This is a genomic window from Shewanella xiamenensis (assembly GCF_014647135.1).
Classification (GTDB): domain Bacteria; phylum Pseudomonadota; class Gammaproteobacteria; order Enterobacterales; family Shewanellaceae; genus Shewanella; species Shewanella xiamenensis.
In genome coordinates, this window is record NZ_BMOP01000015.1 from 25,196 (window position 1) to 49,572 (window position 24,377).

At 45.2% G+C, this 24,377-nt stretch carries 19 protein-coding genes; 6 read left to right on the forward strand and 13 right to left on the reverse strand.

Translation table 11 applies throughout. The annotated features are described in order from the left end of the window. Positions 1 to 17: 17 nt before the first annotated feature. The 10 genes from nqrE to IEY09_RS13540 all read right to left on the reverse strand — a co-directional run bounded on the left by nqrE (position 18) and on the right by IEY09_RS13540 (position 10,265). Positions 18 to 626, reverse strand: a complete 609-nt coding sequence (nqrE, locus tag IEY09_RS13495) for an NADH:ubiquinone reductase (Na(+)-transporting) subunit E (protein ID WP_006080469.1) — start codon at positions 624 to 626, stop codon at positions 18 to 20. Between the two features lie 5 nt (positions 627 to 631). Then, positions 632 to 1,264 carry an NADH:ubiquinone reductase (Na(+)-transporting) subunit D gene (locus IEY09_RS13500; protein WP_037415013.1) on the reverse strand — a complete coding sequence of 211 codons (633 nt, stop codon included), beginning with the start codon at positions 1,262 to 1,264 and terminating at the stop codon, positions 632 to 634. Next, complete coding sequence (locus IEY09_RS13505; RefSeq protein WP_037415022.1) at positions 1,264 to 2,052, reverse strand: Na(+)-translocating NADH-quinone reductase subunit C; 789 nt, start codon at positions 2,050 to 2,052, stop codon at positions 1,264 to 1,266. Before IEY09_RS13505 ends, IEY09_RS13500 begins: the two co-directional genes overlap by 1 nt. Continuing rightward, complete coding sequence (locus IEY09_RS13510) at positions 2,045 to 3,244, reverse strand: NADH:ubiquinone reductase (Na(+)-transporting) subunit B (protein WP_099456873.1); 1,200 nt, start codon at positions 3,242 to 3,244, stop codon at positions 2,045 to 2,047. The genes IEY09_RS13505 and IEY09_RS13510 overlap by 8 nt, the downstream gene beginning before the upstream one ends. After that, entirely contained in the window at positions 3,244 to 4,578 is a 1,335-nt protein-coding gene (locus tag IEY09_RS13515; RefSeq protein ID WP_037415063.1) for a Na(+)-translocating NADH-quinone reductase subunit A, read from the reverse strand. The genes IEY09_RS13510 and IEY09_RS13515 overlap by 1 nt, the downstream gene beginning before the upstream one ends. Positions 4,579 to 4,981: 403 nt before the next feature. Further along, complete coding sequence (locus IEY09_RS13520) at positions 4,982 to 7,033, reverse strand: TonB-dependent receptor domain-containing protein (protein WP_188871447.1); 2,052 nt, start codon at positions 7,031 to 7,033, stop codon at positions 4,982 to 4,984. A gap of 130 nt (positions 7,034 to 7,163) precedes the next feature. Then, positions 7,164 to 7,673, reverse strand: a complete 510-nt coding sequence (luxS, locus tag IEY09_RS13525) for an S-ribosylhomocysteine lyase (protein ID WP_037415025.1) — start codon at positions 7,671 to 7,673, stop codon at positions 7,164 to 7,166. Positions 7,674 to 7,828: 155 nt separating this feature from the next. After that, entirely contained in the window at positions 7,829 to 8,935 is a 1,107-nt protein-coding gene (locus tag IEY09_RS13530) for a TRAP transporter substrate-binding protein (protein ID WP_188871449.1), read from the reverse strand. A gap of 212 nt (positions 8,936 to 9,147) precedes the next feature. After that, the gene (locus IEY09_RS13535; RefSeq protein ID WP_188871451.1) at positions 9,148 to 9,468 is read right to left on the reverse strand and encodes a BolA family protein; all 321 of its coding nucleotides are present in this window, start codon (positions 9,466 to 9,468) and stop codon (positions 9,148 to 9,150) included. 134 nt (positions 9,469 to 9,602) lie between these two features. After that, on the reverse strand, positions 9,603 to 10,265 hold the full coding sequence (locus IEY09_RS13540) for an alpha-ketoglutarate-dependent dioxygenase AlkB family protein (protein WP_188871453.1): 663 nt from the start codon (positions 10,263 to 10,265) through the stop codon (positions 9,603 to 9,605). 259 nt (positions 10,266 to 10,524) lie between these two features. Between IEY09_RS13540 and IEY09_RS13545 the strand changes: the two genes are divergently transcribed. After that, positions 10,525 to 11,658 (forward strand): methyltransferase, encoded by a 1,134-nt coding sequence (locus IEY09_RS13545; protein WP_188871505.1) that lies wholly within the window; start codon positions 10,525 to 10,527, stop codon positions 11,656 to 11,658. A 211-nt stretch (positions 11,659 to 11,869) separates the two neighbouring features. After that, on the forward strand, positions 11,870 to 15,022 hold the full coding sequence (locus tag IEY09_RS13550) for a DUF2339 domain-containing protein (protein WP_188871455.1): 3,153 nt from the start codon (positions 11,870 to 11,872) through the stop codon (positions 15,020 to 15,022). Between the two features lie 78 nt (positions 15,023 to 15,100). Here the strand turns inward: IEY09_RS13550 and IEY09_RS13555 are convergent, their stop codons facing one another. After that, entirely contained in the window at positions 15,101 to 16,393 is a 1,293-nt protein-coding gene (locus tag IEY09_RS13555) for an O-acetylhomoserine aminocarboxypropyltransferase/cysteine synthase family protein (RefSeq protein ID WP_188871457.1), read from the reverse strand. A 593-nt stretch (positions 16,394 to 16,986) separates the two neighbouring features. Here IEY09_RS13555 and IEY09_RS13560 point away from each other — a divergent pair. Beyond that, on the forward strand, positions 16,987 to 17,385 hold the full coding sequence (locus IEY09_RS13560; protein ID WP_188871459.1) for a GreA/GreB family elongation factor: 399 nt from the start codon (positions 16,987 to 16,989) through the stop codon (positions 17,383 to 17,385). A 531-nt stretch (positions 17,386 to 17,916) separates the two neighbouring features. On the opposite strand, the gene IEY09_RS13565 is transcribed toward IEY09_RS13560, so the two are convergent. Continuing rightward, positions 17,917 to 18,696: an AraC family transcriptional regulator gene (locus IEY09_RS13565; protein ID WP_188871461.1), complete on the reverse strand. Its 780-nt coding sequence runs from the start codon at positions 18,694 to 18,696 to the stop codon at positions 17,917 to 17,919. A 186-nt stretch (positions 18,697 to 18,882) separates the two neighbouring features. Between IEY09_RS13565 and IEY09_RS13570 the strand changes: the two genes are divergently transcribed. Then, positions 18,883 to 19,773, forward strand: coding sequence for a DMT family transporter (locus IEY09_RS13570; RefSeq protein ID WP_188871462.1), 891 nt, complete (start codon positions 18,883 to 18,885; stop codon positions 19,771 to 19,773). A gap of 134 nt (positions 19,774 to 19,907) precedes the next feature. Beyond that, positions 19,908 to 21,539, forward strand: coding sequence for a methyl-accepting chemotaxis protein (locus tag IEY09_RS13575; protein ID WP_188871463.1), 1,632 nt, complete (start codon positions 19,908 to 19,910; stop codon positions 21,537 to 21,539). 94 nt (positions 21,540 to 21,633) lie between these two features. Here IEY09_RS13575 and IEY09_RS13580 read toward each other — a convergent pair whose 3' ends face one another. Then, entirely contained in the window at positions 21,634 to 22,473 is an 840-nt protein-coding gene (locus IEY09_RS13580) for an FAD:protein FMN transferase (RefSeq protein WP_037415047.1), read from the reverse strand. Between the two features lie 562 nt (positions 22,474 to 23,035). Here IEY09_RS13580 and IEY09_RS13585 point away from each other — a divergent pair. Further along, the gene (locus IEY09_RS13585) at positions 23,036 to 24,373 is read left to right on the forward strand and encodes a Na+/H+ antiporter NhaC family protein (protein WP_188871464.1); all 1,338 of its coding nucleotides are present in this window, start codon (positions 23,036 to 23,038) and stop codon (positions 24,371 to 24,373) included. Positions 24,374 to 24,377 lie beyond the last annotated feature (4 nt).

Genomic DNA, 24,377 nt, shown 5'->3' on the forward strand with positions numbered 1-24,377 from the left:
AAGCCGTTTGGTGTCTCTTACAGAGACACACCAGAAAACGACATGAAACCTAAGGCCATTAAACCAGCGGTGATAAAGGTAATACCTAAACCACGCAGGCCATTGGGCACATCGGCATACTTCAGCTTCTCACGGATACCGGCCATCAATACGATAGCTAATGCCCAACCTACTCCAGAGCCGAAACCAAACACCACACTTTCGCCCAGTTTGTAGTCACGCTCAACCATGAATGATACCGCACCGAAAATCGCACAGTTCACAGTGATCAGAGGTAAGAAGATACCTAACGCGTTGTACAAAGGAGGAAAGTACTTATCCAGTGCCATTTCCAGAATTTGAACTAAAGCCGCAATCACACCGATAAAGGTAATGAATTTCAAGAAGCTTAAGTCAGCTTCAGGTGCACCAGCCCAAGCCAGTGCGCCAGGCGCTAACAGCCCTTGGTAAATAACTTGGTTAGCAGGAACAGAGATAGTTAACACTACAACTACCGCAATCCCTAGGCCCATCGCGGTAGTCACTTTCTTTGATACCGCTAAGAAAGTACACATACCTAAGAAGAAGGCCAGTGCCATGTTTTCAATGAAAACAGAGCGAATTAACAGGCTAATATAATGTTCCATCTCAATTACCCTTTTGCTTCAACTTGCTCTGGCTTATAGGTACGAATAATCCAAATCAGCATACCGATTAGGAAGAACGCACTTGGCGGCAGTAATAGCAAACCATTTGGTTGATACCAACCACCATCAGAGATCTTGTGCAGGATTTCAACACCGAACAGAGAACCGTTACCAAACAGTTCACGCACGAAGCCAACGGCTAACAGAATCGCACCGTAACCTAAACCGTTACCGATACCATCCATAAAGCTCATCATTGGTGGTGTTTTCATCGCATAGGCTTCAGCGCGTCCCATTACGATACAGTTCGTAATGATAAGACCCACGAATACCGATAACTGCTTAGAAATCTGATAAGCATAAGCCTGCAGCAATTGGTCAACCACAATTACCAGAGAGGCAATAATAGTCATCTGTACGATAATACGTACGCTGCTAGGAATATGATTACGGATCATTGAGATAAACAGGTTCGAAAACGCTGTTACCGCAGTTAATGCCAACGCCATTACCAGTGCAGTTTCGAGCTTGCTCGTTACCGCTAACGCACTACATACACCAAGGACTTGTAATGCAATCGGGTTGTTGTTGACGATAGGTCCAGTCAGAACCTGTTTCAGTTCTTTAGCGTCAGACATTAGCTGAGACCTCCATTGCGTGCTTTTTCAATGAAACTCGCAAAACCTTCTTTACCTAACCAGAACGTCAGAGAGTGTTGAACACCGTTACTGGTCAGAGTCGCGCCGGATAATGCATCTACACCGTATTCAGTGCTAGCAACAGCGGGGTTTTTGGTTACGCTGATCGCAATATTACCTTGCGCATCAAATAACTTTTTACCATGCCATTTCGCTTTCCACTGAGCGTTTTGGACTTCACCACCCAGACCAGGGGTTTCGCCTTGCTCGTAGTAAACTAAGCTTTGAATCGTGTTCAGATCAGCATCTAACGCGAGGAAAGCATACATAGTCGACCACAGGCCATAACCATGGATAGGCAGGATCACACTGGTTAGCTTACCTTGATCGTCGCGAACCAGATAAACCACTGCATCTTCTGAAACACGCTTAACTGAAGCGATATCGTTTTCAGGTACAAATGAGGTTTTCACATCGCGAGACGCTTTGCGTTGATCAAATGTATTGGCGTCAACACCTTCAACCCAATCACCGGTTTTTAAGTTAACTAACTTAGCTTCGATATGCTTACCGTAAGTTTCCAAAATTTGCGCTTTGGTCACTTTACCGGCTTTAGTGTCAATCAGACCTGCAGCTTCCAGAATGTACTTTTGCTTATCAAGCAGTTTGTTTTCTGCTTGAGTTGGGCGCAGTAATACTGCCGCAGTCGACACAAATATCGCACAAATTAGACATAAGCCAACGACGATAAATAGCGTTCTTCCGAACGAATCTCTATTACTAGCCACGAGCAATCCTCCGCTTGATATTTGCCTGAACCACGAAGTGGTCGAACAATGGCGCGAACAAGTTAGCAAACAGAATCGCTAACATCATGCCTTCTGGGAACGCAGGGTTAATCACGCGGATAAACACAGCCATTGCACCAATCAAGATACCGTATGCCCATTTAGCTTGGTTAGTGAATGACGCAGACACTGGGTCAGTCGCCATAAACATCATGCCAAATGCAAAACCACCTAACACTAAGTGCCAGTACCAAGGCATTGCAAACATTGGGTTAGTGTCGCTACCCACAACGTTCAGCAGCGTAGAAATGGCAATCATACCCAGCATTACACCACCCACGATGCGCCATGATGCGATACGGGTATAGATGATGACCAAACCACCTAAAAGAATCGCTAGCGTAGACACTTCACCGACAGAACCTGGAATGAAACCGAAGAACGCATCCCACCAGTTTTGGTTGAAGGCATAATCAAAATTGCCCGCAGCAGCTTGACTCAGTGCAGTCGCACCAGAGTAACCGTCAGCCACAACCCATGTAGTGTCACCAGACATGTTCAATGGGTAAGCGAAGAACAGGAATGCACGACCGGCAAGCGCTGGGTTTAAGAAGTTACGCCCTGTACCACCGAACACTTCCTTAGCCACAACCACACCGAAGGTGATACCTAGTGCCACCATCCATAATGGAATCGTTGCTGGCAAAGTTAAGGCGAACAGGATAGAGGTAACGAAGAAACCCTCGTTAACTTCATGACCGCGGATAGAGGCAAACAACACTTCCCAAATACCACCGACAGCAAACGTCACTGCGTAGATAGGTAGGAAGAAACAGGCGCCATACCACATTAATGCTGGCCAACCAGAGTTTGCTGTCAGTTCAGTACCGAACATGCCAAACAAGCTCACTTGCCATACATCTGGGGTCGCAAAACCGGCAATTAATGCGAGTTGTGCTTGTAAACCTACGTTGTACATACCGACGAACATCGCGGGAAATGCACAGGCCCAAACCGTAATCATCATACGTTTTAGGTCAAGGTTATCGCGAACATGGGTTTTTCCCTTGTTCACTTTACCTGGCGTATAAAAAATGGTGTATGCCGCTTCGAATAGGGCATAAAACTTTTCGTATTTACCGCCTTTCTCGAAGTCGGGTTCAATACGTTCGAAAAAATCTTTCAAGCTCATTAGCCTTCCCTCTCGATCGTATCTAAACAGTCACGCAGATATGAACCGTAGTCATATTTGCCTGGACATACGAACGTACACAGTGCGAGATCTTCTTCATCTAACTCTAACGCGCCTAGGGTAGCCGCACCGTCAAAGTCACCCGAAATCAGGTCACGCAGTAACATTGTAGGAAGAATATCCAGAGGCATTACACGCTCAAAGTTACCGATTGGCACCATTGCACGGTCCGAGCCACCAGTGCTCGTTGTCATATTGAACAAACGAGAAGAGCTTAAGTGACCAAGGAATGCGCGAGTGATAGAGAACTTGTTGGCGCCAGGCAATACCCAACCCAAAAATTCTTTTTCAGTACCTTCTTCAAGCAGACTGACCTGCATATGGTAACGGCCTAAATATCCTTGAGGACCAACTGCAGTACGGCCATTCAGCACAGAGCCTGAAATGAAACGCACGTTACCATCTAAGGTTTCGCCAGCAGTCAACTCAGTCATGCTTGCACCTAAAACAGTGCGAACCAAACGTGGCTTAGCTGCTTTAGGACCGGCAATTGCAACCACACGTTCGGTATTCAGTTGACCCGTCGTAAATAGCTGACCAATGGCTATTACATCTTGGTAACCGACATGCCAAACAGTACGTTTTGCAGAAGCTGGAAGTAGGAAATGGATATGAGTACCAACAAGACCTGCAGGGTGAACACCGGCAAATTCTTCAACTTGGGCATTAGCAGCAGGAATATCGGCGCCAGGCGCTTTGCAAAGGTAAACTTTACCTTCGGTTAGTCTTGCTAAGACTTTAAGACCATTAGCAAAATCTTCTTTATGCTCGCGGATCACCACAACGGGATCGGCAGCATGGGGTTGCGTATCAATGGCGGTTACAAATATACCCGCAGCAGAAGAATCTACGGCTGGCACTTTGCTGAAAGGACGAGTACGCAATGCAGTCCATAAACCTGACTCAATCAGGTTGTCACGGACCAGTTGCGAGTCAAGCGTATCAAGAGCAGTGGCGTCATACTTAGCAAAGGAAACGCTTTCGTTACCTTCCACTTGAATAACAACAGACTGCAGCACACGCTGGGCGCCCCGGTTAATGTCTAATATAGTACCACTGGCTAAAGCCGTATATTTTACGCCAGGATTTTTCTTATCTTCGAAAATCACCTGACCTTTTTGTACTTTATCGCCCACTTTGATCTTCATCGTTGGACGTAAGCCAATATACTCTTCACCCAAAGTAGCTACATGTTTAATGGCTGGGCCATTATGGATAACTTGCTCTGGTCCGCCTGCTATAGGCAGTTCCAATCCTTTCTTAATTGTAATCATATCCACAAGCACTACGTTTTGAAGGAAAGACAATGCGCCGCGTTCCTGCTAAATACGTAGGTTTTAAACAAAACCTACTGCATTGAGCTAGCGCAGATTTATCACAGAAATGCGATCGCAATCACGCTGGTCGCGCGCATTTTACCCCAATTGCCGTGCCATCGCCACGAAAATTATAGGTGTTTTCAAACCTAAAATAAGGATTTAAAAGAATCATGCACTACAGCGTTCACCTTCCGACCGAGTGAGGGCTCAGAAAGAGAGAGTATTACGGTCACTAAATACTATAACATTAATTTTAAAAGAATTAATTTAGCAAAAGGTCGATATATCAAGATAACCAGAAATATAAATACCTTTTCGCTTTCTTACTGAACAATCGTCAAACAAGATTTAACTCAGTTTAGAAACGCCATTGATAGCCCAAATAGCTGATCCGTCCATTTTCTACTCGAATTCCGCTATTTGATGCTGAGGTTACCAAGGACTCATCAAGTAGATTTTCGACCCGAACATACAATCGATGGTGCTTATCAATATCGTAATTAGCCGCTATATCGGCACGCCATTGACCGTCAACACGCTGCAACTCACTACCATACTGACTGAAATCACGCTCAGATTGATAAGCAGCGACAAGGTTTAATTGATATTGAGCGTATTCAATCCCCGCGCTCAATTGCAATTGATGCTCGGGTAACCAAGCCAGTTTGCCGCCCTCCAGGACGCAGCCTTGGATATCGGTGCAGGTGCTCGTCTGATATTCAGCGCTAAGATACTGATAACTTAAGCCTAAGGGCAATTCAAATTCACCCAGCATCCACTGATAACCTAGGCCGAGTTCAATCCCATAGCTGAGCACATCAGGAATATTCTCTTGGGTGAGTAGACGAGTATCAACACACATGGAATAGCTATCACAATCAACATGCAGATTATCAAATTCTTGCACATAGGCGCGCAAATCGGCCTTAATCCCCTCGCTCGCATATTGGGCGCTAACTTGATAATGGAGTGACTCCTGTGCTTCCTGAGTAAGATTGCCTGCACTCGCGGCTGCCCACGCTCGGCGGATATCAGTACTAAAGCGCCAATCGCCAGCATCATACAGTACACCAAATTGTGGCATCCAATCGCTATCGGAAAAGTCAGCCTCATCAAGCCCAGCAAAGACTAAGCTAATCTCACGATTGACACTGACATGCTCGTAAGTAAGCCCTAACTTGATTTGCATACCTTGCCAACGCCATAAAGAGTCGATTGCCGACGTCAGCGCAGTGGCATCATCGGTGTAGGCTAACACCGCATTAGACTCATCACGCACTATACTTCTGTCCGCTTGCCACAAAGCCGTTTGATCACCGAAACGCATTTCGGCTTTATCGGTATGATAACGAGCACTATAGGTAATTTGATGCTCTCCATATTGGTTTATCGCCTGAGTCTGAGCACCAAACGCACTGTAATCATTATCTTGTACCAACATATTGATATCGGCACCATTAACACTGGGATTTCGGTCAAAGGCGGCAATGTCGTAAAGCGTTCCCAAGCCAATATTTTGCCCATTAAACGCGCCAAGCTGATCCAGTTGTTGTGAATATGATTGATAGTAAAAGTCGCTAATCACTCGACTGTCACCCAAATCCACTTGATGTGATAACTGGTATTTATGCTGCCTCCCTTGGTGGTTATCTTGTGCTGTAGCGGAATATAGCTGTAATGGATCTTGCTGCCAGTCGGCAGCCGTTATCCCAAGCAATGAGCGATAACTATCGTCATCGATAAATTGATAGGTAAATTCAGTTTGCTGTGGACTGCGAGCACCAAGCAAGCTCGTGGCGTTGACCTTAAATAAGATATCCGTTTTTTTTCTGTCAGCATCACTGCCGTTTAAAAAATTCGCATCGCCTTGTTGTTTTAAATAATTGGCGGCAAATAAGGCTCCGTATTCTTTTTGCTTAACGCCCCAACGCAGGCCAGCATTTACATCGGAATCTGTTGTCCCCTCAATTTGAACACTGCCGGATTGCGGGCGCTCAATAATGTTAAGGCTTTGGTAATCCACAACCCCAAACGCTCCCTGACCACCAACAGCCATATTGGCCAGTGGTGTAGTCGTCACACTTTGCTGTAATAAAAGATGGGGTAAGAGTTGCAGTTGAGGGGCTGAGTAAGGCGCAGGTGAGAAATACACCCGATCTTGCATTACAGCGACACCTTGGCTGGCAGAACGCATACTGATATTGGCGGAATTGCCACTATGGTCGGCTCGAAGCAAGGTTAAGCTATTAAGATTGCTTAATTGCATCGCATCATCGCTGGAATGGTACTGATCATTGAGCTTGGCTAAATCGAGCGTTTGAGAATAAAGGGGATTTGCATTGAGTGAGTTAGCGTAAATACAGGAAACCGCCAGCGCGGTCAGCGACATGACAAAATAGCGACTTGGCATACCAAGCTCCCAAAATTTTTGTTAGCGTACGGCGTTTGTTGTTATTTTGTAAAATAGCGGAATTAGTTCGAAAAAAAAAGCGACTAATGTCGCTTTCTTGACGCTTTCGCGTTAAGCCCATATTTGCGGCTTAGAGTTTACCTAAAATCTCATCACTGAGTTTTAAATCATCGTTGCGGTTAACACTCACACCAGCAGCGATAATATTGCGTGCAATTTCCTGTGCTTGCTCCAAAGAGTGCATCTCGTAGGTACCGCATTGATATTCGTTCAGCTCAGGAATTTCAGATTGTTCAACGACTTTCAGCACATCTTCCATAGAAGCAAGCCAAGCATCAGCCACTTGATGTTCAGTGGGCACACCAATCAGGCTCATATAAAACCCAGTGCGACAGCCCATTGGCGAAATATCAATAATTTCCACATCATTGCCATTTAGATGGTCACGCATAAAGCCTGCAAATAAATGTTCCAAAGTGTGAATACCACGCTCGCTAAGGATATCTTTATTCGGCGCGCAAAAACGTAGATCAAATACTGTGATCGCATCACCTTTGGGGGTAGTCATATGTTTGGCGACACGCACAGCAGGTGCATTCATTCGAGTATGGTCAACAGTAAAGCTATCAAGTAATGGCATAGGGATCTCCAAATTATCAGGGCGATACAACGCCACTGTCGCTATCTATTTATATGAGTGCAAGCATAACACCAAACAGTAACAAGTTAACGCAAGATGAAATCATCTCATATCAGTAAGGTGCTAATATGAACATTTTGGGTAAATAGCCATCATTAATGCTGTCGTTGTTGGCTGTAGGCATCTTCAGAAATCTTATGGTATTCACGCACGCCTTGCTCATAAGCATGATAAGCCCTATAGACTTTGTCCATCATGGGATCTTGTTGCGCCTGCTCTGCAATCACCTGTTGTGAGATCCGTTCAAGTTCAGTTAACACCGCAGACGGAAACGCCTTAAGCTCTACCCCTTCCTCTTTTACGAGAGTTTCAAGTGCACTGACATTACGCGTGGTGTATTCATCCAACATATCTTGATTAATGGCACGCGCAGCCGTCTTAACGATGGCTTGCAAATCTTTAGGCAGATTCTCAAAAGCGTCCTTGTTAATTAAAAACTCCATATTGGAACCTGGTTCATGCCAACCGGGATAGTAATAATATTTAGCCACTTTATGTAAGCCAAAGGCGAGATCATTCACAGGCCCAACCCACTCAGCCGCATCGATTGAACCAGTTTGCAGAGCACCATAGAGTTCTCTTCCTGGCATATTGACGGGCACAGCACCGGCACGTTTGAGCACCTCACCACCGAGTCCTGGCATGCGGATCTTCAATCCTTTAAAGTCAGCTATCGTATTAATGGGTTTATTAAACCAACCACCCATTTGCATTCCCGTATTGCCACCAGCCAGAGGGATAATGCCAAAGGGACGATAGACTTCCTCCCACAGCGCCATACCACCACCATAATGTAACCAGCCGTTCATCTCTTGTGCTGTCATCCCAAAGGGAATTGAAGAAAAAAACTGGGAGGCGGGGGCTTTGCCCTTCCAATAATAGGAGGCTGCATGCGCCATCTGGATTTTACCTTGGCTAACGCCATCGAATACCGCAAAGGCAGGCATTAATTCTCCCGCGCCGTAGACGCTAATGTGCAATCGGCCGTGGGACATCTCATCGACAAGCGTGGCAAAACGCTCAGGGGCCATGCCTAACCCAGGAAAATTTTTTGGCCAAGAAGTGGCTAAACGCCATTCAATCACCTCTTTAACAGGAGGTCCTTCAGCAACGGAAATAGACTCCGCATGTTGAGATGAGGGATTACAGCCAGTCACGCCAAAAAACAATACCGCAAATAACAGCCCCCCCAAATAACGCATCACACACTCCCCGCAACAAAAACTGTTAACCACATGAAAAATAGCACTCTTTTTGTAGAAAATAGGCGCTTAACTCGATAAATAGAACATATTGTTAACACAGAATATTCGACAGGGGAACCTAAGAATGAGACCAATTTGACTTAAAACAAAAAGCCACTTTAATAAAGTGGCTTTTTGTTTTAAGCATGACCCGTCCTAAATAGCGATAATTAGCCGCGACAATTGGGGGTTTTAGGCACCTCGCCGTTCGTCGCCCATTCACTTTGAGTAAAGGTATGAATAGAAAGCGCGTGGACACCATTAGCTAACTCATCGGCTAAACAGTTGTTCACTAAGCGATGACGGGCAAGCAAACGGAGCCCTTCAAATTCATCGCTGACCACCACAACTTTAAAGTGAGTCTCTGAATTAGGAGGTACATGATGACGATGGCTTTCGTTTAGCACTTCTAAATAGGTTGGTGAGAAGCTCTCAGTTAACTTCTGATTGATGGTCTCAGCCACGGTGCTCTGCACTTGGGTATTGGACATATTCAACTCTCAATATGGGTAAATCCAGTGGCCGCAGAGTACTGCTTCAAGTATAAAAGATCAAATTTCAGCGCCCGTTTTGCAACTTAAAACCTAACAAATCCGACAACATTTTGAATTCAATAACCTTTCAATTATCCATGATAATTAACGATAAGTTGCCTAAATGTATAGTTCCAACGAGGCTCTGTGACCTTTAGGCGCTTAGGTACACTGTGCAACCAGTCACGTTGCATAGGCCAGTGCATAATTAATAAATCACCACTATGTAAACTAATCGTGTATTTAAGCTTGCTATGTTTATGTTTCATCACAAAATCACGAGTCGCACCTAAGCTGATGGAGGCAATATCGCTGCCGTGGGCAATTTCAGGTTCATCATCACTATGGGCCCCCATACAATCTTGGCCATCGGCGTAACGGTTAACTAACACCCCATTACTGCCAAGGCTAAAATCTCGCTGCAATTTATCGCGTAATTTTTGCAGATACTGAGGCCAAGGCAAGGCGCGAATAAATAGCCCCGAATACATATAGTCACATCCCAAATCGCCATACCAAACCTGCTGGCGAGGGATCGAATGATATCGTCCAAACACTTGAATTTGCGGGCGAGTAAGCGGATATGATTGCGCCTCATTAATCAACGCATTTTGCTGCGCCTTACCTAGATAATCCCGCACTAAGGTGATAGGTGGTTCGAGTTGTCCAATATCGAGGCTTTCGATGGCAAGCACATCATCAGGTGTATCCAAAGGACAATCCTCAAATTCGAATCCTAATTCAGCTTGTTTCATACCCCCACCTTATTCACAGTTCGCTCTTTCGACAATCAGCCTAACGCCAATGATAGTAGTGTTTTACGTAGGTTTGCGCAGCGTTGCGAGTCAACAGTGTATCCAGCCTCAGTCTGAGGATTCAAATTTGACCAGTAAACTTGGCTGCCATGGTACGGCATCAAAGACATACTTCAAGGTATACAAACTAAGGCAAACATCGCAAGCGGCCATGAAATCTGCGATAATCAGCGCCTTATTTTTATTGGCACAACACAACATGACGACACAATTTTCAGTAGCAGGAATAGAACTCGAACTATTTCGCTATCCCGCATCGCAGGAATCGAATCTTCAAGCGTGGGATGCCGCAGACGAGCATTTAATCAATAGTTTGATTGAAGGTGAACAACCAGCTGTGCCAACGGCCATTATTAACGATAGTTTTGGTGCCTTAAGTTGCGCCCTCTCGCGTATCAATCCCAACTGGCCGCTTCGCGTTGAAACCGATGCCAGAACCAGTTTTTTAGGTGCCGAACAAAATCATCATCGCAATCAATTGCCGATGGATAACCTGCAATGGTTTACCAGTCGCGACACCTTGCCTCAAGATGTCGCCTTAGTGTTGATGAAATTACCGAAGAATCTCACCTACTTTGCCCACCAGCTCATGCGCCTGTCGCAGGTATTACCCGCTGGCTGTCGCGTCTTAGTTGGCGCAAAAGCCAAATCAATCAACGCGAGTTTACTGGCATTATTTGCTAAACACTTGGGGCCAGCGAGCGCCAGCCTTGCTTGGAAGAAAACCCGCGTGATCACTTGTATTAGTGATGGTAAGCCAAGAACACTGCCAAATGAAATCATTTGGGATATTCCAGAGTTTAACCTGAAAATCAGCAATTTAAGCAATGTCTTTGCCGCCAACAAGCTCGATATTGGCGCACGAATTATGCTCGATAATCTGCCAAAAGGTGAATTTAACACGGTTGTCGACCTTGGCTGTGGTAATGGCGTGCTCGGACTTCGTGCCGCCCAATTATATCCCAATGCCGATATCCATTTTATCGATGACTCCGAAATGGCTGTTGCCTCGGCAAAGGCCAATTGGACAACCAATCAACTCCCCGAAGGCAAAGGACATTTTCATTGGGATGATTGCATGAGCCACTTTCCCGATAATGTAGAGCCTGATTTAGTGCTGTGTAATCCGCCCTTCCATCAAGGTGAGGCCATTACCGATCATATTGCTTGGCAAATGTTTTTAGATGCCCGTCGTCGGTTAAAAAATGGTGGGATTTTACATATAGTGGGCAATCGTCACTTGGCTTATCATGTGAAATTACAACGCTTATTTAAAAACTGCACCACCGTTGCCTCAAATGGCAAATTTGTCATCCTGCAAGCCCAAAAATAGTCCTTTCTACACCGCGAAACTGGCGCTAGCGATTAGCGCTGTTTTCGCAAAATTAGCTCAGATGCTCATCATCAGAATTTTCTGAACAGCGGCTTTTAACTAGCCGCCGCCCGAAGTTGTCAGTACAATCCGCGAAAGCAAATACATAAAACTAAACGACTTAGACTTTTATGTACCTGATTTATATGGATAGCGTATTTAGGATACTGATATGCCGTTAAAGGATGACGTAGAGCAACTCAAGGCAGAATTGACGCAATTAACGTTGCAGCACCTCGCGCAGCAATCTTCACTTGACCGCCAACTAGCTGAGTTCTCAGCCAAACTTGATACCTTAAGCTTAAAGCTTGAACAGCAAAATAATGGTTTCATTCACACGAGCAGCATAACTGAGCAATCTGCTGCCGAGTCATCCCCGATTGCGTTCACAACAGATGCCCACGCAATGGCGAGCCATGCCGCTCTGCAGTCCGAAACGGTTTCACATCCTATTGAGTCACAAGCCCCTGCCACGTCACCTTGGCAGGATGATCCATGGCTGCGCCAAACTAACCCGCGCTCTCGCGAGCAACATGATTCGCCACAAGCCACTGATTTCGAGCTGATAAAGCAAACTAGGGTAGAACTAGGTGTTCAAGCAACAAGCCAAGTTGAAGCCCAAGTAGAAGCCTTTTTATCGCAAGGCGTTGCCGCAATAATGGCGCCCTTTGTGGCCATAAAAGAACAGCTAAAAGGCTTCTATCAACATTATCAAGCGAAGGGCTTGGGGCCAGTATTTTTAATGACTGTCGCCGGCATTATTACCCTCACCCTAGGTTTTGGTTATCTGCTGCAATATTCCATCAATCACTGGTTTTCTGAACTCGGTAAAGCATTACTCGGTTTTGGCTGTGCAAATGCGATTATCGCTGGCGGCATTTTTATCCGTCAAAAACGCCAAGGTATGGCCGACTTTGGCTCTGGAATCGTTGGATTAGGGCTGATCTTAAACTACCTATGCGCTTATTTTATTGGCCCCTATTTTGAGATTATTCCCAACGGCGCCAGCTTTATTCTATTGCTATTGATTACCTTAGCGGGCTATGGCCTTTCAATGCGCCTCGATGCCAAAGTCATTGCGGTCATCGCCTTAATTGGTGGCTCAACGGCACCAATGATGCTGTTATCCCAAAGCTATGCGCCGCTGCTATATATTCCCTACTTACTGCTGATTGGTACTGGGGCATTAGCACAAAGCCGCAAATTGCAGTGGCCATTACTGCTTGAAATGACCGCCTTATTACATATCGCTTGTATTGAAGCCTTCAGCGATTTTGTCGATTTACCACTCCAGCAATGGCACGGCGAAGCTGTGCTGGCCGTTGTGAGTCTTAACGCGCTCTTTTATCTCTATGGGCTAGCTGGGCTTATCGTTAACTCATCGACAACATCACTAAGCCATAGGGTATTGGCACTGCCGATTGCGTTATTGGCTTTTGTGATCTTTGAACTGACACAATTTACTGAGTTTGCAGGGGAAATATTTGTCGCTAACGCACTAGTCTGCGTAGGGCTATACCTCAAACTTAACAATCGGCTCGCTAAATCCCAATCTAGCCTCTTGCTAGTGCTTGGCGGAAGCTTTGCCGCCTTTGCGGCACTTTATCTGGTAAGCCATGATTTCTTAGGATTAGTATTGCTACTCGAGGCAATATTACTGTTGTGGATTGGGCTCAACGAAAAACTGATTTCAGTGCGCGCCGAAGCCTATGTCTTGCTAGTGATGGGGCTGGCGCTCAATGCCTACAGCCTACTCTCGGGCTTGACCTTACTCGAACTCGGCGGCTTATTGCCAGTGGGTGCCCTTGGCTTCCCCCTTATCGCATTAGCCTTAAGTGCTGGCGGATTGTTATTTACAATCAATCAATTAAAAACTAATGAATCAACTCTCTCCACCTTAGAAGGACAACTCTGTTATCTGCTAAAAGAAAGCCTCAGCGGGTTTTATGTCGCGACGCTATTGATTACAGCTTATCTTGTTAGCAGTGATTACTACCTCGCCATTGTGCCACTCCTTAGCCTGTTACTCTTATATTTAAGTAGCAAAGACAAACTGGTGGTCGGTGAGTTTGCCGCCTGGCTATTGCTACTACCATTGTTATTCGCTGTAATCGAAGGCGTTACCCTCTCCGGCAGCATGAGTTTTAGTGCACAGCCACTGATGGCCAAACTCGCGCGGATTGAATTGTTCGCTGCCCTATTGTTGGGTCATTATTGGTATCGTAGATACTATCCAGAATCCTTATTCGCTCAGGCCGCTAAACAGATACAAATCGGCTGTTATCTTCTTTTACCACTGCTTTTATTACCTAAAGTCATCCGCAGTTATTGGGAGTTTACCGCAGCCGCATTCTGGCTTAGCAGCCTATTCAGCCTTGGACTTGCCTATGTGGTTAGACACAAAGCCCTTGAGATTGAAACTAAAATTCTGACCTGGCTTGCCATACTCACCACAGCGAGCTTATGTCTGATTGAAGTCTGGCAAGGGTTTATTGCGCTGCTGATTGGCATGCTTGTTATGGGATTTGTACTCATTCGTTATCGCACTCTCCCCGACAGGTGGCGGCTACTATTAACCCTTCAATGGCAACTGAGTCCCTATTACTTTGCACTGCCGCTGACTGTACTTGTCTATGGATTAAATCGCACTGATGTGGTGGCTTGGTCGATGACGGCTTTAGCGCTCAGTGGCTACTTTGCACTATTACTCCAAAGAGGGGCTAACCATACGGGTGAAAAGACCAGCTTATTCGGTCACATTGCCAGTGAAATCCAAGCCGCAGTGCGCTCAAGCTACAGTCTTGCCTACGGTCTTTGCCTTGGCTTAGCGTTGCTGCCTATCCTGCTGCATTTTGAGATATCGTTGAGAGTAGATTTGAATAATGCGTTACTGATCCTCTGCGAATTTACCGCCTTAGCATTGCTTGCCACGCTGATATTACGCCGCGGCGTTGCTATCCGTTTACATCGACGCTTCTTACCGCTGCAATGGTTGAAATGGGGTTGGCATGGGTTACTTGCGCTCAGTTATCTCACCTGGAGTTATGTATTTGATAACATGATTGCCGCGCCGCTCAGTGCGATTTTATTAGTGGTGCATGGCAGTGTCTTGATGTTTATCAGCTTAAAACCCCAACATACGGATATGATCCGCCTCGCCGCAGGACTCTTTACCTTAGCCACGCTCAAGGTGTTATTACTGGATATGGCGTCCTTCGAACTGGTGCAAAAAGTGATCGCCTTTATGTTAATTGGAGTCATTTTACTGAGCGTATCTTACTTCTATCAAAAAGCGCGTAACCGCCTTCAAGAAGCAAATGAGTAAGAGACGTTTATCCTTCAAACGCAAAAGGCCGCTTCTGCTAGCGGCCTTTTTCAAACACATACGATGATATGACAAACTTTACATCAAAGCTTTTTCCAGCGCCTGCGAAACATCGGCGATAATATCGTCGATATGTTCAATGCCGACGGAAATACGAATGAGATCTTCAGACACCCCAGCTCTAGCAAGTTCATTCGCATCGAGTTGTCTGTGAGTAGTGCTGGCAGGATGACAGGCTAACGATTTCGCATCACCAATGTTCACTAAGCGCAAAACCATCTTCAGGCCGTCGATAAACTTGCCACCCGCAATTTTCCCTTCCTCAGGTGTAGCCGCTTTAATGCCAAAACTGATGATCCCAGACGCTTTACCGCCAGTGATTTTTTCGCAATTCTCACGGAAAGGGCTACTTGGTAGCGCACCATAATTAACCCAACTTACCGAAGGATGCAGTATCAAATACTCGGCTAACGCGAGCGCATTAGCACAGTGACGTTCCATACGCAGACTCAGCGTTTCAAGTCCTTGTAACAACAGGAATGCACTGTGGGGTGAAAGTGCCGCCCCCGTATTACGCAGCGGCACCACACGGCAACGTCCGATAAAGGCCGCGGGGCCAAAGGCTTCGGTGTAGACCACACCGTGGTAGGAAGGATCGGCCTGATTTAGCAAGGAAAAACGTTCTTTATTCGCCACCCAATCGAATTTACCCGAATCAATAATCACACCGCCAATGGTTGTACCATGGCCGCCAATGTATTTAGTGAGGGAATGAATAACGATATCGGCACCATGCTCAAATGGACGACATAGGACTGGCGTGGCGACAGTGTTATCGACAATTAAAGGCACACCATGTTTATGGGCAATCTCGGCTAAACGTTTAAGGTCGACAATATTACCGGCGGGGTTACCGATAGACTCACAAAATAACGCCTTGGTTTTGGCATCGATTAAAGCTTCAAGTCCTTCAAAATCATCAAAGGCCGCCATCCGCACTTCGACTCCTTGGCGCGGAAGCGTATGGGCAAACAAATTGTAAGTACCGCCATAGAGCTGGCTGGTGCTGACGATATTATCGCCAACCTGAGTTAGAGCTTGAATCGCATAGGTAATAGCCGCCATGCCAGACGCCACAGCAAGCGCACCGATCCCGCCTTCAATGGCGGCAAGACGCTGCTCAAGTACGCTGGTCGTTGGGTTCATAATCCGCGTATAAATATTGCCAGCGACTTTTAAGTCAAATAAATCAGCACCATGCTGGGTATCATCGAAGGTATAGGACGTCGTTTGATAAATAGGTACCGCAGCAGCTTTAGTCGTTGCCTCAGACTCATATCCGTGGTGTAACGCCAGTGATTCAAGTTTCATTTTTGCTTCCTTCCCCTGAAAAATTCCCAACCATTGCGCCTAAGCCAACACAAACATTGGGGGCACTTTGCGAAAATAGACACTAAAACCGCACAAGATTTGTGCACTGCACCCAAGCTACCAGACGGCCATCTAGAAGTCTAAACATTTTTATACATAGTGCTTTAAAATTTAACAGCTGCAATTAAAGAACAAGTATTTTGAGTAAAATAAGTTTTACCCAGTTATCCGTTATTATATTGTTATTAATATGACAATCATTTTCAGGCTTGCTTTATTTTTTTAGTTGGCCTATGGTATGGACAGTTTATTAGTCATTAATCATTAACCCTGTTAGATGATTAATTTAATCTTAAATTTATATGGAGATGTAGCCTGTGTTAAAAAATGCATTTTCATTACTCAGACTTAAGTCAGCTTGGTTAACTCTGAATACACTTGATTATTTATCCCGCGCGGCACGCCTGTCTCTTAAATTCCCAGTTTAAGCCGAGTGCTACTCGCACTCGGCATCTGATTACCCACATTTCAATTTATTGCTCCTATTTTTATGCTGGGGCTTAGCTGTTATCTAGCTCATATTTGGGGTAGCTATGTTTTATTCTTTTTTTAGTAATCTATTTCAGTCTTTTATGTTGAAAACAGAAACCTATTACTTGCAAAACAGTTTTAATGCCTCATTACGCCCCACCGCACTGGCGGCGGTGATAGCAAAGCTCGATCAACTTAAAAGTGAAGAAACCCTAGATAAAGTAACCGTTGGGCGTGAAGTGCTCCTCGTTAATCAACAGGATCAGCAGGAGTATCGTATAGAACTGGTATACCCACCTAGACACAAACCAAGAGCGGGTCACTACTCTGTCATTTCCGATTTAGGTGTGAGCTTACTGGGCCGTACCAAAGGTGAATATGCTGAGGTAAATATTTTAGGTAAACCTGTGCTGTTTATGGTGAAGGATATTTCCCTTAGCAAGAGACAACCTAAAAATTAACGGAAAAAAAATAACAACTTTAGAATAAAGCATGTTCAAATTTCAGTGGCAACATGCTTTTAGGTCGCTATTTGCGGCGGCATCTAGCACAGGCATAAAAATATATTGGAGGATACGATTTTGAAGTTATTTACTGGCCGCGAAATGAATTAATAGCAGAGAGCTAACACTTACTCCTCTTAAAAACTTACTAAGTATGGCAGCGCTTATGTAGAAACCATAAAGAGGTCAAAGTGTTTTATCTCGCTCAGAATGCTTTAAATTATTCAAATTTATCGATAGATTAATTTGAACTAACTGTCGGTGAGAATGCGGCGCTACACTCGATAGTTTGACTTTACTTAATCTCATTTTAGTTAGGAGTATTTTCCATGAGTAAAGAAAAAGCGAAAAAACCGCCGATGAAAACCTTAAAAGAGAAGCGACAGGATAAGCGGAATCGCCAAAAAGCCTCCGATTAATGCCTGTTATAAAAATCCCTTAAATCCTCTCTTTTATGACATAGGGTGCGGCAATAGCCGCGCCCTATTTTTATGCCAGCTGGCGGCGATATTGCTCGGGTGAGTATTGAGCATATTTTTTAAACATCACAATATAGGGTGAAGTTTGGTTATAGCCCAATGTCAGGGCAACTTCTTTGATTGATAAGCCTTCACGTAGCAATTGCAACGAATAAATAAACTTATGCCGCTGACGCAATTCAGTAAAACTCATTCCAAGGCGGTCTTGGCAACGCCGAGCGAGTGTGCGTTCTGTGGTATGTAATTCACTCGCCCAGCTTTTAAGACTTATTTGACTGGCTGGCTCGAGTTCAAGTTGCTGCAAAATAGGTTGCAACAGTTTATCGGTACTCGAAGGCAAAAATTGTGGCTGCGCCTGACCTAAGATTAACTGGTCAATTAACACCTCAACCAAACGTTTATCCGCATCCGTTTGTGCAACACGCACCTGTCGCTGGCGGAGATCGTTCACTATTGCCTGCGCTATCGGCGTCACCACAAGTAAACAAGTTTCATCAGGAAAAACCTGCGCCCGACTGGCAACAATATTCAATGAGCAGTAATGGATACTGCGGCGGGTGTAACTCTCATGCTCTACGCCTGCTGGCACCCAAATCGCATATTGGGATGGCGACAAAAATCGTTGTCCAGCCGCATGCAACTCCATAATGCCACCGCTGATCAGCTGTAATTGCCCCCAAATGTGGCTATGTTTTGGTGTAATGGTATTGGGCAGAAAGGCTTCATAGTTGAAGAAAATATCTGCCACTGGCGCTTGCTCAGAATTAAGTGGATGGTAAATAGGGTGCATCGTACTCCTAAAACTCGACTTTACATCCAATCAAAACATCGATTGATGCGGTGGTTGTCTATTGAGGAACTGACATTGTCTTTTAAGCAATATTTATATCATAAAAGACCAGCAATAATAGCGACTATCTATGACAGCACGTTTGCCACTTGGCATCGGCTCGTTTCCCCCAATGAAGACTGACCTATGTTGTATTTATTTCCACTACTCGCCGTAATGATTTGGGCGGGTAACGCCATTGTTAACAAACTTTCCTTTGGAATTATCGCCCCTGAAGCCATTGCCTTTTATCGCTGGTTTTTTGCCATGCTTGTGCTTACCCCTTTTATGCTCAAACCCGTCTTGAAAAAACGTAGAACAATCATTCCTCTGCTACCGAAATTAGCAACCTTAGCCGCCTTAGGAATGGTATTAAATCAGGGCCTTGCCTATTTTGCCGCCGCGACAACAACCGCCACCAATATGGCATTAATCAACTCGATAGTACCTATGATAAGCCTGTTTTTGGCGGTACCTTTACTCAAGCAAAAGCTCTCGCCATTAGTTTTTGCTGGCAGCCTAATCTCACTGCTGGGCTTAGTGTTTATGCTAAGCCACGGGGATATGGCTAATCTGGCGATAGGGGTTACTGAGGGGGATTTATTATTACTTATCAGTGCGTTTGTTTACGCCCTTTATGGGGTACTGCTAAAACGCTGGCAGCTACCGATATCGACGTGGGAATCAGTGTATATTCAGGGCATTATCGCTGTGTTGATGTTAACTCCGCTGCTGTTTAGTGCACCAAGCGTCACGATTAGCAGCCAAGCTGCACCACTTATTGTGTACGCCGCCCTTGGTGCATCACTCATCGCCCCTTGGGCGTGGATTAATGGCATTAGCAAATTGGGCGCCGAACGCACCAGTATTTTCTTCAATCTAATGCCAATTCTGGCGGCTATATTTGCGGCGATAATCTTAAATGAGACCTTAGCCGTTTATCACTACCTTGGCGGTTCAATGGTTATCTTGGGGGTAATGTTAGTGCAGATAAAGCCCAAACCTAAAATATCAGCCCTAAGCGCCTGTGCTGATTAAATCGACTCAATAGCCCCATATCAGTGGGGCTTTCCTACGATGATTCTCCTTAATTTTCTGTTGTTACTGCAAACCACAAAATAGCGACTAAGCTATTTAATAAGCAATTTTGTCAGTACGTTATGGAGTACCCTATGTTTAATAGTATTCGAGTAAAGTTTTCGCTGATGTTTGCCATTATGGCGACCGCCTTGATCGTTATGGCAATTACTGATGCTATGCAAAGCCGCTCAACCCTTAAGCAAATGCAGGAGTTTAGTCAGTTATTTAATCCTGCGATTTCAGCCATTCTCAACGCTGACCGCGATCTCTACCAAGCACAGCTAAGTGAAGAAGTGTTACTCAGATCCGATCTGGGTAGTGACAGCCGTAAAAGCGAAATAGATAACTGGCAAGAGAATGTCGATCAGGCCCGCGATCGAATGGGGGAGTTTAAAAAACTCTTGCAGGATCATACCCAAGTATTGCAATCCACCAATGGCTTTGAAGCACAGTTTTCGCTCTGGTATCAAGCCTCATCTGACGTGATAAATGCAGTAAAAAATAGTCAGTTCGACCTAGCAAGACAACTACACGAAAGCAAATCCAAAAAAGAGTTTAAAGCCCTAAGAAACATCTACAATGCCGCAGGTGAAGCCGCCGACAATCGCGTTAAAGAACTGGATTTACAAGCCACCGAGCAGGCTACAGCCCAAACTCAAATGTCAGTTACGATAGCTACGCTTGTCGCTATTGTCGCCCTCGTGATTGCCTACTTTGGCCCTAAGATTATTGTCAACGCGATTCAAGACATTACTAATAGAATTAATGACATAGTCGATGGCGATGGCAACTTAACCCAACGAATTCCTATCACTCGCCAAGATGAAATTGGCGAACTGGCCAATGCTTTTAACTTGTTCGTTGCCCAGCTGCAACAGATGGTAATCGCCATTATCAGTCAAACCAAAGATGTGAGCCATACCGTTGAAAACCTAGCGACTAAATCAGCTACCACCATAGGGATCAGCCACGAGCAGGAACAATTTGTCGACACCATAGTTACAGCCGTAAATGAAATGAGTGCCGCGGTAAGGGAAGTGGCCAGCAACGCCCTGCATACTGCTACCGAAATCACTAAGGTCAATGATCAGACTATTGAGGGGAAAAAAATCCTGACGCAATCGGTGCATCATATTCAGCAATTGTCTGAATCGGTTAAAAATGCAGTCGCTGTTATCGAAAAGCTCTCCGTCAACTCCGCTAACATTGCCTCGGTACTGGATGTGATCCGCTCAATTGCGGAGCAAACTAATCTGCTCGCTCTTAATGCTGCCATTGAGGCTGCTCGTGCTGGTGAACAAGGGCGTGGTTTTGCGGTGGTCGCCGATGAAGTACGTACTCTGGCGAGTCGTACCGAAACGTCGACTCAAGATATTCAGAGCATGATCGAAGAATTACAGCGGGGCGTTAATGATGCGGTGAAGAGTATTGAATCAGGCGCCAGCCTCACCCATTCGACGGTTACCCTTGCCAGTCAGACACAAGATGCCTTAGATCAGATCCTAAATTCCACTTCTAAAGTCAGTGAGATGTCGACTCAAACCGCGACCGCAACAGAAGAACAAACCCACGTCACTGAGGAAATCAATCGTAACTTGACTGAACTGTCTGATAAAACAAGATATTGCAATATGGTGATCCAAGAAACACAGCAAATAGTGGTCAATACCCGAGCCATTTGTAGCAATCTACAAAAAGAAGTCTCGCGCTTTAAAGTCGCTTAAAGAGAGGCATTTGAGATACTAGCCAAGCCTAAAAGGATTGGCCAGTTTTTATTTAAAACAATGGCTTGGTACCGAGCATGTTTAAATATAACGGTTAACAGACTAACTGGCCGCCGAGCTGATTAATTTTATCTTTTGCAGCTTTAGCTGAAAGATAACCAGCCACCTTAGTTAGTGCATCTGCACGCCATGCGAAAGGCGCTTGAACGCTAACAACACGCTCATTAGACGCATCAAAGCTCATCATATCGACATTACCTGTCGGCAGTAATAATGCTGGACAACCTAGGCTCAATTGCTGCGAAACTCGTGAGCTTGCCAGAGCCATATTGCGGACTGTTATCTTCTGGCTTAATCCATTTGAGCCTCGACAAAGCACATCCAAGGAGGCAGAACCAAATACTCGCAAGTCCCCTCCCGCATTGACCCAACCACCAGAAACCCCTGCACGACGTAACTCACTTACTGCCATATCAACCGCATACCCCTTGGCGATACCGTCAAAAGTAACAATTAATGGCCGAGCTAACCGCGCTTGGTTCCCTTTAATTTCAATATCTTGCCAATCGCCCTGCAAAAGTAGCGGCATACCAAGGTAGCAAGGTAACGCCCCGCGAGACATCATTTCACCACCAATGGTGCAATTAAATAAGTTGTCGCTAGCTTTACCAAACCACTTGGCTAATTTAAATACCCTTAGACTATCTTGGCTTAGGGTGACCCAATGGCCAGGCTGACGGTTTAGAAGATTTAACTCACTATCTTGCTGATGAAAACTTAATAAACGTCCAATTTGTGCAATGCGAGAAAAAGCCGCAGTAATCGCAGCTTGAATGGCTTGCTCATCGAGTGTTGGTTGGCTGGGTTCTTCAACTACCGATTCGACTGCAATTTCAATTAACGTGCCCAGTAATGGCTTAGCTCTTCGTATCACGATGCTGCTGGCTATGTGAGGTGTGGATGAAGGATCACCGTTTTACCGCATCTGGTTACTAACAGCAAGAGTGGCATTAGTATGTTATGCGAAAAGATACCCGCAAAATTAAAATGTTAAAAACTAACATAACTCCTCACACTCTCAGCACGTAGTACTTTGTCAAAAACAACAGAAAACCCAATAACACCGAATCGTACACCAACTTAAGATCCACTAAACTGTATCAGCGGTGGAGGAAGAAATAGCCCTCTATTGCTATATTACTGAGTAATTCACATTTAGCATTGGCTAACAACAACCAGTAAATCATTAACAAAATAGTTTTAATATACTGTTTATTAAGATAAAAAATTAAGACGAACCACGATTTAAACCTCTTTTTAACGAACAGATTACAACGGAAGTAAAAACATCTAGACGTCTAGATTGACAGTAAATTGGCAATCCAATATGCTTGGCACCAAGTTGCTAGGATATGATGCCAAGGCGACATAGATTTAGAGCGAGTTTGACTGCCAAGGAGCACGCAGACAACCCGCCGAGTAAAAGAGAAATTACATTGAGTCAATCAACCCAAACCACTGCACCGAGTAACACAGCATCATTTGTTGCCCTGTTACCCTTATTCGTTTTTTTAAGTCTGTTTATTGGCGCAGGCGTCTATTTCCAAAGCCAAGGTGTGGACTTTGCTTTCTATCAATTACCGAGTGTGATTGCTATTCTGCCGGCCATTATTCTGGCTTTGGTGCTATCAAAGCAAAAATTAAATCAAGCCATTGATACCTTTATTGGTGGAATTGGCCATAGCAATATTATTGCCATGTGTTTAATTTACTTGCTGGCTGGCGGCTTTGCGGCGGTAGCGAAAGCCACTGGCGGTGTCGATGCAACCGTAGCCTTAGGTTTATCTCTTATTCCCTCAAACCTATTACTGCCAGGCTTTTTTGTGATTGCCGCCTTTATTGCAACGGCCATGGGTACCTCTATGGGCACGATCGCCGCCGTGGCACCTATAGCCTTAGGCGTTGCCGATCAGGCACAAATTGATTATGCCCTGATGGCCGGCGCCGTGATGTCTGGCGCACTGTTTGGTGATAACCTCTCAATTATTTCGGATACCACGATTGCGGCCACTCGAACTCAAGGCTGTGATATGAAAGATAAATTCCGCGAGAACCTGATTTTTGCTATCCCAGCTTCACTGCTGACCTTTGTTGCCTTTGTCATCGCAGGACAAGGACAAGCCGATCTAGCCGCTCAAGATATCGACTTTATTAAGGTGATACCTTACCTGACGATTCTAGTATTAGCAGTTGCAGGACTAAACGTATTTGTCGTCTTAACCTTAGGCATACTGCTTGCGGGTGCCACAGGCTTGCTAACGATGGACTATGGCGTAATCCAATTTGGTAAGGATATCTACGCGGGCTTTAGCAATATGCAGGAAATTTTTATCCTGTCGATGTTAGTCGGTGGTTTAGCCGCGCTGATGCAGCAACAAGGTGGTTTAGCCTTTGTGAGCAAACAGATTGAAAAGCTCATCACCCGTTTCTCAAAAGCCCAAGGCGAAGCCTCATGCCGCGCGGCCGAATTAGGGATGGCGGGAATTGTAGCCGTGACCAATAGCTGCGTTGCTAACAATACGGTATCGATTGTTGTCACTGGTGACATTGCGAAAGATCTCGCAGAAAAACACGGCGTAACACCTAAACGAGCTGCCAGTGTACTCGATATTTTTGCCTGTATTATCCAAGGGTTAATACCCTATGGTGCACAAGCGCTGTTAATCGCCTCGACATTTAGCATCACACCGCTAGCAGCCGTGTCCCATGCATGGTATTGCATGATCCTCGCAGCAGTAGCCATTGCAATTGTCATTTTCCGTAAACGCCACTGATGTA